Source organism: Candidatus Thiothrix putei, assembly GCA_029972225.1.
GTDB classification, from domain to species: domain Bacteria; phylum Pseudomonadota; class Gammaproteobacteria; order Thiotrichales; family Thiotrichaceae; genus Thiothrix; species Thiothrix putei.
This window is the reverse complement of record CP124756.1, coordinates 3,332,164-3,345,806: the sequence shown is the minus strand read 5'-3', so window position 1 is coordinate 3,345,806 and position 13,643 is coordinate 3,332,164. Positions and strand designations below refer to the sequence as shown.

Sequence of the window (13,643 nt, the reverse complement as noted above, 5' to 3'; positions counted from 1 at the left end):
TGATCTTAACGGCGTGATGTACCGTTCTTCGGGGATTAATGGCGCACAGCCTCGATGAACGGTATTCTTTCCCAGATAAAATTAAGCCAGTTAACAATAACAATGAGCTGAATAATGAAAAGTAAAAAAATCCCCTATTATGCGAGATATGCAGGTGTTGGGCTGCTGCTATCTGCTGCTGTTGTACAGGCCGATATTTCCGGCAAAGTTTTCCACGATTTCAATGGTAATGGCACGTTTGATACGGCTTCACCTCAGGTGGAAACCGGTGTTGCGGGTGTTATTGTCACGGCAACGGATGCGACAGGCAGTACAGTTAGTGCTACCACTGCTGCTGACGGAACGTACACTTTTCCTAACAGTGGCGCGACTGCAACTGGCAATAAAGTTAGGATTGAATTTAGCAATCTGCCGGAATTCTCCAATAGTGGTAGTTCAGCGACAGGTACGACAACCCAGTTTGTGACAGCAAATGCCGCCGATGTGAATTTTGCGGTGACGTATGCGGATAATTTTTGCCAAGCAAACCCACAAATGGTGACACCGCTCTATCGCAGCGGCGCAGACAATAATCAGGTTTTACGCTTTTCTTACAATAATGAAGGGTTAAGTGAGCTGGATAAAACCAATATTGCGACATCTGCGGTGATTGGTAGCTTATGGGGCGTCGCTTACAGCCGCTCTCAGAAACAATTGTATGCCGCTGCCGTGCTAAAGCGGCATATACCGCTGGGTAGCGGCGGTCTTGATGCTATTTACACGATTGACCCTAGCACCGGCGTACCCAATGCCACGCCTTGGTTGCAGTTGACGGATGATTTGGGTATTGCCGTGAGTACGGTTTCTGCCAATCCACAATATCAGGACAATTCTGAGCGGGGTGTGGATGCACCGCCACAAAATGATGCATCGGCGTTTACGGATGTCATGAAAGTGGGTATTGGTGACATCGAATTAAGTGCCGATGAAAAAACCCTGTATGCGATGAACGTGTATGACAAAAAAGTCTACGCGATTGATGTCGCCAGCAAAACGCTAAAAGGTTCGTATGCCCTGCCGGATGCAAGTTGCAGCAACGGTCAGAGCCGCCCTTGGGCATTAGGTGAACATCAAGGAAAAATTTACGCGGGTGTCACGTGTGATGGTAGTGCTTCGGGGAATCCTGCCAATCTTGCGGATGATTCGGGTGCTGCAAACCTTAAAGCTAGTGTTTATCGGCTGGATGGCGCAGCGTTTACCCAAGTTTTAACGTTCCCATTGGATTATCTTAAAGAGCCACCGTTCCAGTATGACGATAAATGCAAAGTCATGACGAAATGGAAGCCGTGGACAGATGCCCTGCCGGATACTTGTTCCGATGGTAATATCAGTTACCCATCACCGCTCTTGAGTGACATTGAGTTTGAAGACAATGGCAATATGATCTTGGGTTTTACGGATCGCATGGGCTTTCAAGTCGGGCATAAAAACTACGGACCAACCGGAACGACGCTGTATTCCTTGTATGTTGCGGGCGATATTCTGAAAGCGTGTAAAACGGCATCAGGATGGGGCATTGAAGGTACGGTTGCGGGTTGTAGCAGTGCCGGTGGGCTTGCAATCAATCAGGCTGACCCGGATGGTTATCCGATGAGTTGGGGTGACATACTCGACAAGGCGGGTGAGTTTTATGAGGGGGACTTCTTCCACGGTGACGGTAATACGGATGGTACGGGTTTGTCGTACTTCCCCGGACACCCTGAAATTATTGTGGGTGGTTTGAGCGTTGTGCCCAACACGGGTGAAGTCATGTCAGTGACGTATGACCCGGTAACAGGTGCGGCTAACTACGGTACGGGCGGTGTCATTACCTTGAATAACCAGAGCGGTAAACGCACGCGCAACGGTTTTGAGCTGTATCGCACTACGGATGCTGATCCTACAACAGCCAGCAAGGGTGTAGGTCTTGGTGATTTGGAGGTATTGTGTGATCCCGCGCCTATCGAGGTAGGTAACCGTGTGTGGAACGACACTGATGGTGACGGTATTCAGGATGCAGATGAAGCAGGTATTGATGGTGTTGAGGTTGTTCTAACTTGTGGTGCTGATACGGCTACGGTAACGACGGCTAATGGCGGGCAATTCCTGTTCTCTAGTGCGAGCAATGCCACCTTTATGAGTGCAGGAGAGAGTTGCAAAGTAACGGTTAACAGTGCTGGGCAAACGTCACTTGATGGTTTAATTATCACTAAACAAAACGCTGACAATGTTACTGATAACCAAGCAACCACCGATTTACGTGACTCTGATGCGACTAGCGCGGGCGAGATTGCGTTTACGGTAGGCAATGTCGGTGAAAACAACCATACCTTGGATATTGGTTACAAAGCTGCACCGGTAGTCGATGCATGGTGTCCGGTCGGGGCAGTTGAGAACTTTTTGCTCAATGGTAGCTTTGAACAAGGTGCAGCAGGTGACAATGCACCTAATTGGACAGGTGAAAACAATATTTCAACAAGTTCTTCTGTCAACCTTAAGCCTCATGGTTCGCAGTTCGCCTTTACATGGACACCTGAAACCTTTTATCAGGATGCAGACATCAGCAGTGTACCGGAAGGTCAGGCACTCAAGCTGTCATACTATTCCGGTTCACATGAGCCGAGTGACCAAGCGGTTTCTATCCAATATTTAACTGCTCCGGGCGGAACCGTTATCGGTACGGCACAAGCGCTGGCAGTAACACATGATGTTGATAGCGATGCGCAGTTGGCACAACAGGAATTGATTCTGGGGGCGAAACCCGCCGGTGCAAATGCGGTGCGTGTTTCGGTATACGGCGGCAGTGTGGATTTTATCAAGATTGATGCCATGTGTTTGTATGCTGGTGAAACACCATCTGTGGCGACATTAGATTTTGGTGATGCGCCGGATACCTACAAGACTCTGTTAGCAACGGATGGTGCACGCCATACCATTGTATCCGGCTTGCATTTGGGTGCAGTGGTGGATGCAGAAGCTGATGGTCAACCCAATGCAGCGGCTGACGGTGATGGCAATGATGAAGACGGTGTGAACTTTATGACCCCGCTCATTCCCGGCGAGTTTGCGGTGATTGCAGTGGGGACAACACAGCCACGCGGCAGTGACGCTAAACTGGATGCATGGATCGACTTCAATGGGGATGGTGATTTCGATGATCCGGGTGAACAGATCGCCAGTAGCCAAAATATCAAGGCATCAGCTTTACGCGATCAAAGTTCATGGGTGTTGGATGTGAATGTGCCTGCTGATGCCAAGGTCGGGCAAACTTACGCGCGGTTTCGTTTAAGCACTGCCGGTGGTTTAAGCCCAAGTGGTGAGGCTGCTGATGGTGAGGTGGAAGATTACGCGATTACGCTTGCACAAGGGGCAACCCTGGGTGATTACATTTGGCAAGACACTAATAAAAACGGCATTCAAGACAGTGGTGAACCAGCCGTAGCCGGTGTTTTGGTCAATTTGATTCGTGTTAGCGATGGCAAGATCGTTAAATCTACCTTTAGCGATGATAACGGCGCGTATTTGTTCACTGGGATAATGCCGGATACTTATCAGGTGGAATTTGTTGCACCAACTGGCTATAGCTTGACGGCTGCAACACAAGGTGGTGATCCTGATAAAGACAGTGATGCGGATAGCACGACTGGACGCACACCCAATATCAGTGTTGCACTGGGTGACAATCAACGTCAGTGGGATGCGGGGTTAGTCCTGACAGACAATACTCTGGTGTATTGTGATGCGGTACCTTTCCAGCCAACCGAGTTGAATGAAACCTTATCTTTGCCCAAATTTAACAGTACTTTGGGTACTCTGACGGGGGTTAGCCTCAGCGCTTACGGGGCAACTCGTCAGTTGATAGCGGCGGAAGTCTATGCGGAACAAGCACAGACGGTCAAACTGAAGAGTTCTGTTGAGGGATTCTTGACCTTGCCGGATGCTACATCGGTAGACACGTTAACAAGCTACGATTCTGGTTCCAAAGCACTGAGTGCAGCAGATGGTATTTTGGATTATCGGGGGACATCAGCTTTTGCCCTGAGTGATTGGGATTACGCCACGAACAGCCAAACCAAAGTCTACTCGACGTTGGCAGATTTCACTGCGGCGGCTGATGGTGTGATGGTGATTTTGCCTTATGAAACCATGTCAGGTCTTTCAACGGTCGGTGGCGGTGGCAATACGCAGGTGTTCCAACGTACTTTTGCCGGTGCAAGTGCTTGCGTGACGTACAGCTATGAAAAATCAGTGCCAGCAGTCGATGTGGAATTGAGCAAAATCGTTGAGCCAAGCACCGCTAAGCGTGGGGAAACGGTGGTGTATACCCTGACTGCCAAAAATACCGGTGTAGATGCGGCAACAGGTGTCGTCGTGGCAGATAAATTGCCTAATGGAGTAGCTTATGTCAGTGATGATGGTGCGGCTGGTGCTTATAACGCAGCAACTGGTGAATGGATAGTTGGCGATTTAGCTAAAGATGAATCGAAAATCCTAAAAATTACGGTAACGGTTCAGTAACAACCAACAATAAACAACAAGTTAAATAAAGAGAGCGATAACAATGAGAAAACTTACTAATACTAAAGCTTTGCTGGTGTCTTTCTGTGCTATTGGGGTGTTGATGGCAGCGAACCAGTCTTGGGCTGATTCGACTATCACTAACTGTGCACAAGTGTCCGCGACAGTGGAAACGGATACCGACTCCACCCCCGGTAATAAAGCCAGCCAAGCGGATTTGTTGGATGCTTTTAGCAAAGGGGCATTAGAAGATGATGAAGCCTGTGCTCCCTTAACCGTGCAATCCATTTTCGATTTTGGCGACGCACCGGATTCTTATGGCACATTGCTGGCAAATAATGGGGCACAGCACGAAATTATTCCGGGTTTAATGCTCGGTGCATCGGTTGATGAAGAAGCTGATGGTCAGCCTGGTGCGAGTGCGGACGGTGATGGCGTGGACGATGATGGGGTTAGCATTCCTGTCTTGACTGATGGTCAAACGCTGACCTTGAGTGTGACCGCTACCAATCAAACCAGCAGCAACGCAACGATTGGTTGCTGGATTGACTTCGATGGCAATGGCACGTTTGATGCGACTGATGAATACGGTGGTGCTCCTATCGAGGCAGGCAAAGTCGGTGAAACGGTGATGATTACGATGCCAAATGTACCGGCGGATGCCAGCACCACCATGCCCAATGGCACGTATGCCCGTTGCCGTTTGAGTACGGATACCATTGATGGCAGTAAAGCCACTGGCGCATTGGCTGATGGTGAAGTGGAAGATTACAAAGTTACCTTTACTGCCCAGCCGGTAATGGATTTGGCATTACGTAAACGTTTGGCGGACGCACAAGCTGCTACGGCAAAACCAGAGGATGGTGTCCAATTTACCATTGAGGTTTACAACCAAGGCACGCTCGAAGCGAAAGACATTGAAGTTGTCGATTACATTCCAAGCGGTTTGACGCTGAATGATGCGGCTTGGCAAGACAATGGTGATGGCACGGCAACGCTGAAAGCACCGATTGCAGCATTAGCAGCAGGTGAAAGCACCACCGTTAACATTAGCTTTACGGTTAAAGCAGATGCCACAGCAGGTAAAGTGACCAACGCGGCTGAAATTATGGCATTCAAAGATGCCGATGGAAAACCGGGTGTGGATGTGGATTCTACGCCGGATAATAACCCTGGCAATGAAGCCGGTATTAAGGATGATGTGATTGACAATACCGATGGTGACGAGGATGACCACGACATTGCTGATCTTACCATTACGGTTGATCCGAAGGTCGATATTGAGTTGGTGAAAACAGTGACTGATCAAACGGGTACAGCAGTAACGACAGTACGCCGTGGCGATAAGGTTGTCTATGTACTGACAGCGACCAACAAAGGCCCTGACAAGGCAACCGGTGTAACTGTTACTGACCAGTTACCTGCCACGTTGATTTATGTCAGTGATGACAGCGCTGGCAACTACGTGTCAGCAACTGGTCTGTGGACAGTGGGTGATTTGGCAAATGGCGCGGATAAAGTGCTGAAAATCACTGCAACCGTGAAGTAAGTAAATCATTTGGTAATACGGTGCATGGGAATGATTTCTCATGCACCAGTAGTGCCATTCGGCGGCTTATTGCTGACGTTTGGCGAATAAGCCGTTATCCTTGGATAATTAATAAAAAAATATCCATAAAAATTTAATTGATCAGGGCACTATAGATGAAAATAATAAAGCTCTCCTTGTGCATTTCTATGGTTGGTGCGTTCGCAACGTTGCCGACAGCCTATGCTAACGAGGTTGTTACCAACTGTACGCAAGTTGTCGACAGTGGTGGCAGTGATAGCGATGCAACTAACAATGAATCTTGTGCGGCGGTTTCGATTCCATTCGACCACGGTGACGCACCAGACCCCGGTTTCCCTACCTTGGCTTCCAGCAATGGGGCGCGTCACCAGCTTGGTACTGATCTGTATCTTGGCAAGTGTGTGGACGGTGATTCCGGTGTATTGCAGGGGGGCGCTAGTGCCGATGATGCTGATGAAGGTCAGCCTGTTTACGGCGTATGCGCAACTGATGCATTCGGTAAGCAAGACGATGAAGATGGCGTCGCCATTGAACCGCTGCATGTGGGCGATACCAAAAGCGTGGTACAAGTAACGGCGAGCGCCGCTTGTAAATTAAACGCTTGGGTCGACTGGAATCAAGATGGTAGTTGGGGCGGTGCAGGCGAGCAAGTTTTTATTGATCAGGTGCTCTCGGCTGGTGTCAATGACCTAACGATGGATGTCCCTGCTTTTGCCGCAGAAGGCACGATTTATGCCCGCTTCCGTTGCTCCACCGCTGGTGGTGATGGCATTGGTGGCGAGGCGGCGGATGGCGAAGTGGAAGATTACGCCCTGAATATTCTGCCAGCCGTTCCGAAAACACCGGTTTCTGTCGGTGATCTTATTTGGGAAGACACCAATAAAAACGGTAAGCAGGATGCAGGCGAAGACCCATTAGCTGGTGCAACTGTCATCTTGCTGGACAGTAATGGCTCTCCCGCTAAAGATTTGACGGGGACTATCGTTCCTGAAGTCGTTACCGATGCGACCGGTAAATACTTGTTTAGTAATCTGCCAGAAGGTGATTACAGCGTTAAAGTTATACCACCGAAAGATTACATTCCTACCGTGAATGCGGGTGATGTGGATACCGTTCCGGCGAATGATGACAGCAACTGCGCGGTGCAGGGCGATGGCAGCATTACCACTGCCTTGTTCAGCCTGACGGCAGGCGGTGAACCGATTGATGATGGTGATACGGATGCGAACAGCAACCTGGGCGTTGACTGTGGTTTCTATAAACCGACCGAACCCGTACACAGTTTGGGTAACAAAGTTTGGATCGACGATGGCGCGGATACTCCGGCAAATGCCAATAATGGCACGCTGGATGAGGGCGAAGCCGCCGTAGACGATGGTGTGGTGATTGAGTTGCGTAATGCCGATGGTGCATTGCTGACCACTACTACCACCAGCAAAGGTTTCTATTTGTTCAGTGGTCTGGCAGCAGGGGATTATAAAGTGTGCGTTGCCGCCAGCAATTTTGCAACAGGCTCAACGCTCGATGGTTTCAGCGCCAGCACGGGTGGTAATGAAACGGATGCGAATGCAGGTGTGGATAGCAACGACAATGGCAGTGATGTCATTGCCGAGGGCTTGTGTTCCAATGTGATCACCTTGGATGGCAATGCGCCAACGGGTGAACTGGATACCGCCAATGGTATCGCAGGCGATGATGGTGTTAATACCCCGGATGAACTGTCTGATCTGACGGTGGACTTTGCGGTGATCCCACCAAAACCGGCAATCCCTGTTTCTGTGGGTGATACGGTTTGGATTGATGCCAATGAAAACGGCAAGCAAGATGAGGGCGAAGCACCATTGGTGGGTGCGGTAGTGACCTTGCTGGATAAAAATGGCAACCCTGTTAAAGATTTGGATGGCAACAATGTTGACTACATCCAAACGGGCGTAGACGGTAAATACCTGTTTAGTGATTTGCCGGAAGGTGAGTACATCGTGCGGGTGAAAGCACCAAATGGCTATGTCGTGACGCAAGGGGGCGCGGCAGTCGATACCGATTCCGTCAATGACGATAGCAACTGCGCGGTAGTCGGCGGTAATGTTCAAACCTTGCCATTCATGCTGACCGCAGGTGCTGAACCTGTCAATGATGGTGATACGGATGCGAACACCGATTTGACCGTGGATTGTGGTTTCTATCAACCCAAAGAACCGCCCCACAGCATCGGCAACCGCGTCTGGATTGATGCCAATAACAATGGTTTAGCCGATGAAGGTGAAATGGCAGCCGGTGCTGGTATCAGCCTGGATCTGAAGGATGCCAACGGCGCAGTCATCAGTTCTACCACTACCGATACGACTGGACGCTATTTGTTCAGCGGTTTGGCGGCAGGCAATTATCAGGTGTGTGTTGTTGCTGAGAATTTTATTGCAGGCAATATTTTGGAAGGCTTCACCGCCAGTACGGGTGGAAATATCTCTGATGCCAACACCGATATTGACGGCGATGACAATGGTTCAGATGATATTGCCGTCGGCTTGTGTTCCAACCTCGTGGTGCTGGATGATCAAGAACCTACGGGTGAAAACGGTGTTAATGATTTACCCGGTGTTGACGGTGTAAACACCGACGACAACCGTTCCAACCTCACGGTTGATTTCGGTATCGTGGCACCGGTCGTTGAACCCAAAGTCGTTGCTGTTGGTGATTATCTCTGGATTGATGCCAACCAAAACGGCAAACAAGATGAAGGTGAGCTGCCACTGGCAGGCGCTACTGTCACCTTGCTGGATAAAGACGGCAACCCTGCGAAAGACATGGATGGCAATGCCATCGCCCCATTTACGACGGGCGCAGACGGTCTGTATGGCTTTACTAAATTGCCGGAAGGTGATTACAGCATTCGTGTACAAGCCCCTGAAGGCTATATTCCTACCATCAATGCGGGTGATGTGGATGAAGTTGTTGCCAACGATGACAGCAACTGTGCCGTGATGGGCGACCATGTGCAAACTGCACCGTTCACCCTGATGGCAGGTACAGAACCACCTTCCGGCATTGACGGTGATGGCGATAATAGCAATCTGACGGTCGACTGTGGTTTCTATCAGCCAAGCACAGCGGTTCACAGCATTGGTAATATGGTCTGGGTCGATGATGGAGCGGGCGATAACGCCAAGGCGGGTAATGGTCAGTTTGATGAAGGTGAGACCTTACTTAACGGCATTAAACTGGAATTGCGTGATGCCACTGGTACTGTCCTTGACAGCACCATGACCTCCGGTGGTTACTACTTGTTTAGTGGCTTAAATGCAGGTGAATATCAGGTTTGTGTGTCAGCGAATAACTTCAGCGGCATGGGCAAATTGGTGGGTTACACAGCCGGTATCAATGGCAAAGAAGCCGATGCTAACGCAAATGGCGACAGCAATGATAACGGCGGTGCAATGACCGCAAATGGTCTCTGTTCCAATGTGATCGTGTTGGATGAGCAAGAGCCAACCGGTGAATTGCCAACTGCCAGCGGCACTGCGGGTGATGATGGTATGGGAACGGATGATAACCGTTCCAACCTGACGGTTGACTTTGCGGTATTGCCACCAGCCGTAGCGCCGAAAGCTGTATCGGTAGGTGACAGAATCTGGATTGACACCAACGAAAACGGTCAGCAGGACGAAGGCGAAACCGGTTTGGAAGGCGCAGTTGTTACCTTACTGGATAAAGAAGGCAACCCTGTCACTGATCTTGATGGCAAACCGGTAGCCGCGATCACCACCGCAACTGATGGCATGTACCTGTTTGAGAATTTACCGCAAGGCGAATACTTGGTGCGTGTGGCAGCGCCAGAAGGTTATATCACCACCAAAGGCGGTGCAGCGGTTAACGATGACCCCTCCAACACGGACAGCAATTGCCAAGTCGTGGATGGCAAAACGCAAACGGGCGCATTCAACCTCACCACTGACAATCTGACGGTGGACTGCGGTTTCTACCTGCCGAAAGCGCCGACGCACAGTCTCGGCAACAGCGTGTGGGTTGATGCCAACAATAACGGCGTATTCGACAAGGATGAACAGCCCGTCGTTGACGGTGTGGTCATGGAATTGCTGGATAAAGATGGCAAAGTCCTGACGTACACCGAAACCAAAGACGGTTACTACTTGTTCAGCGGTTTGGCGGCAGGTGAATACCAAGTTTGTGTGGCGCACGGTAACTTCGATGAAGGTCTGTTGAAAGGCTATACAGGCAGTCCGTTACGTAATGCACCAACAGATAACCAAAGCAGCGGTGATGGCGATGTTCAGGATGGATTGTGCTCTACAGTCCTTGTGTTGGATGATCAACAACCAACGGGTGAAACACCAACTGCCAGCGGCACTGCCGGTGACGATGGCATGGGTACGGACGATAACCGTTCTAACCTGACCGTCGACTTCGGTGTGGTTCCGCCAGACATTGCACCACCCAAAGCAGTTTCTGTAGGTGACAGAATCTGGATTGACACCAACGAAAATGGTCAGCAAGACGACGACGAAATTGGTTTAGAAGGTGCAACGGTTACCTTGCTGGATAAGGAAGGCAACCCTGTCACCGATCTGGATGGCAAACCGGTAGCCGCGATCACCACCGCAGCGGATGGCATGTACCTGTTTGAGAATTTACCGCAAGGCGAATACTTGGTGCGTGTGGCAGCGCCAGAAGGTTATATCACCACCAAAGGCGGTGCAGCGGTTAACGATGACCCCTCCAACACGGACAGCAATTGCCAAGTCGTGGATGGCAAAACGCAAACGGGCGCATTCAACCTCACCACTGACAATCTGACGGTGGACTGCGGTTTCTACCTGCCGAAAGCGCCGACGCACAGTCTCGGCAACAGCGTGTGGGTTGATGCCAACAATAACGGCGTATTCGACAAGGATGAACAGCCCGTCGTTGACGGTGTGGTCATGGAATTGCTGGATAAAGATGGCAAAGTCCTGACGTACACCGAAACCAAAGACGGTTACTACTTGTTCAGCGGTTTGGCGGCAGGTGAATACCAAGTTTGTGTGGCGCACGGTAACTTCGATGAAGGTCTGTTGAAAGGCTATACAGGCAGTCCGTTACGTAATGCACCAACAGATAACCAAAGCAGCGGTGATGGCGATGTTCAGGATGGATTGTGCTCTACAGTCCTTGTGTTGGATGATCAACAACCAACGGGTGAAACACCAACTGCCAGCGGCACTGCCGGTGACGATGGCATGGGTACGGACGATAACCGTTCTAACCTGACCGTCGACTTCGGTGTGGTTCCGCCAGACATTGCACCACCCAAAGCAGTTTCTGTAGGTGACAGAATCTGGATTGACACCAACGAAAATGGTCAGCAAGACGACGACGAAATTGGTTTAGAAGGTGCAACGGTTACCTTGCTGGATAAGGAAGGCAACCCTGTCACCGATCTGGATGGCAAACCGGTAGCCGCGATCACCACCGCAGCGGATGGCATGTACCTGTTTGAGAATTTACCGCAAGGCGAATACTTGGTGCGTGTGGCAGCGCCAGAAGGTTATATCACCACCAAAGGCGGTGCAGCGGTTAACGATGACCCCTCCAACACGGACAGCAATTGCCAAGTCGTGGATGGCAAAACGCAAACGGGCGCATTCAACCTCACCACTGACAATCTGACGGTGGACTGCGGTTTCTACCTGCCGAAAGCGCCGACGCACAGTCTCGGCAACAGCGTGTGGGTTGATGCCAACAATAACGGCGTATTCGACAAGGATGAACAGCCCGTCGTTGACGGTGTGGTCATGGAATTGCTGGATAAAGATGGCAAAGTCCTGACGTACACCGAAACCAAAGACGGTTACTACTTGTTCAGTGGCTTGACCGCTGGTGAGTACCAAGTCTGTGTGGCGGGCAGCAACTTTAATGAAGGTGCAGCACTGGATGGTTACACCGCCAGCACCGCCGCGAAAGAAGCTGATGCTAACGCGGATGGTGATAATAACGACAATGGTGACAGCACCGTTTCGGATGGCTTGTGTTCTAACCTGATTGTGTTGGACGACAAGGAGCCAACAGGCGAGATGCCAACTGCCAGCGGCATTGCCGGTGATGACGGCATGGGAACGGCAGATAACCGTTCTAACCTGACGGTTGACTTCGCGGTTGTACCGGTTAAGCCAGTCGAGCCGGGTACGCCCGTCTCTGTTGGCAACCAAATTTGGATTGACAGCAATGCTAATGGTCAGCGTGAAGAGGGCGAAGGTTTCCTTGAAAATGCTGTGGTGACGCTCACTGATGCTTCTGGTCGTCCGGTGACGGATATGGATGGCAAGATTGTTGCCCCACACACCACCGGTGCTGACGGTCTCTATCTGTTCGATAATTTACCGGAAGGTGAGTACATTGTGACGGTTGAACCACCAGAAGGATTCTTCCTAACCATTGGCGGGATTGATGTGGATGATGATGCCAGTGATGTTGACAGCAACTGCCGCGTGAATCCGATCAATACCACGATTGAAACCCATCCATTCACCTTAATAGCAGGTGCTGAACCTGATGCTGACGGTGACGATGCTAACGGTAATATGACCGTTGACTGCGGTTTCTACGGTTCCGTGTCTCTGGGTGACAAAGTATGGCTGGATAGCAATGCCGATGGTCAGCAAAATAATGCTGAACCGGGTATCGGTGGCGTGAGCGTCAGCTTGTGGGAAGAAGATGGCATTACCCCGGCAACCGATGCCAGTGGTAAGCCTGTCGCAGCGGTCATGACGGATGCAAGCGGTAATTATCTGTTCCAGAACCTGAAACCGGGTAATTACATCGTGACCATGAATCCGGGTAAGGATTCAGGTTATAGCATCACGAGAGGTGGCGCTGACCCGGATACTGATCCATCCAACACTGACAGCAACTGTAAGGTTGTCGAAGGGCGCTTCCAAACCCCAGTGGTCACGTTGATACCGGGTACCGAGCCTAATGCTAACGGTTTCAGTAACTTGACGGTTGACTGTGGTCTGTTCCGTTCTGTCAATCTGGGTAGCCGCCTCTGGTTAGACTTGGATGGCAACGGCAAACAGGATGGCGGCGAACCGGGTATTCCGGGGGCAACCGTAACCTTGCTGACAGTCGATGGCAAGCCAGTAACGGATGTCTTTGGCGATGTACTGAAACCACAAACGACCGATGCTGATGGTAAGTACTTCTTCGGCAACCTGCGTGAAGGTGATTACGTTGTTAAAGTTGTGCCACCGGCTGGCTATCTGCCAACGGTTGGTGGTAATGACCCGAACGATGATGATGCAACCGATAGCAACGGTGTCTTGGCACCAGATGGTAGCATTGTCAGCAAGCCGATCAGCCTACGCTGGGGTGATGAGCCAGAAGATGGTGGCGCAACCAATACCACGGTTGGCTTCGGTTTGGTCGCGAATCTGCATGTACCGACCCTTAGCCAATGGGGTCTGGCGATCATGAGCATGTTGCTGGCAACAGCCGCATTCTTCCGCCGCCGCCGCGAAGACTAAGCCCCCTCCCGTTCCCTGAGCGT

The 13,643-nt window shown here is 50.7% G+C and carries 3 protein-coding genes; all 3 read left to right on the top strand.

Annotated features, from left to right (window positions below; translation table 11 throughout):
- Positions 1 to 114: 114 nt before the first annotated feature.
- The 3 genes from QJT81_17090 (at position 115) to QJT81_17080 (ending at position 13,620) form a co-directional block, all read left to right on the top strand.
- Positions 115 to 4,536, top strand: a complete 4,422-nt coding sequence (locus tag QJT81_17090) for an SdrD B-like domain-containing protein (GenBank protein WGZ93500.1) — start codon at positions 115 to 117, stop codon at positions 4,534 to 4,536.
- 43 nt (positions 4,537 to 4,579) lie between these two features.
- Positions 4,580 to 6,085 (top strand): DUF11 domain-containing protein, encoded by a 1,506-nt coding sequence (locus tag QJT81_17085; GenBank protein ID WGZ93499.1) that lies wholly within the window; start codon positions 4,580 to 4,582, stop codon positions 6,083 to 6,085.
- A 155-nt stretch (positions 6,086 to 6,240) separates the two neighbouring features.
- The gene (locus tag QJT81_17080; GenBank protein WGZ93498.1) at positions 6,241 to 13,620 is read left to right on the top strand and encodes an IPTL-CTERM sorting domain-containing protein; all 7,380 of its coding nucleotides are present in this window, start codon (positions 6,241 to 6,243) and stop codon (positions 13,618 to 13,620) included.
- Positions 13,621 to 13,643 lie beyond the last annotated feature (23 nt).

Bases quoted from the DNA above. Each gene is read 5' to 3' on its own strand.
- QJT81_17090 (WGZ93500.1), top strand. From the start codon at position 115: ATGAAAAGTAAAAAAATCCCCTATTATGCGAGATATGCAGGTGTTGGG.
- QJT81_17085 (WGZ93499.1), top strand. From the start codon at position 4,580: ATGAGAAAACTTACTAATACTAAAGCTTTGCTGGTGTCTTTCTGTGCT.
- QJT81_17080 (WGZ93498.1), top strand. From the start codon at position 6,241: ATGAAAATAATAAAGCTCTCCTTGTGCATTTCTATGGTTGGTGCGTTC.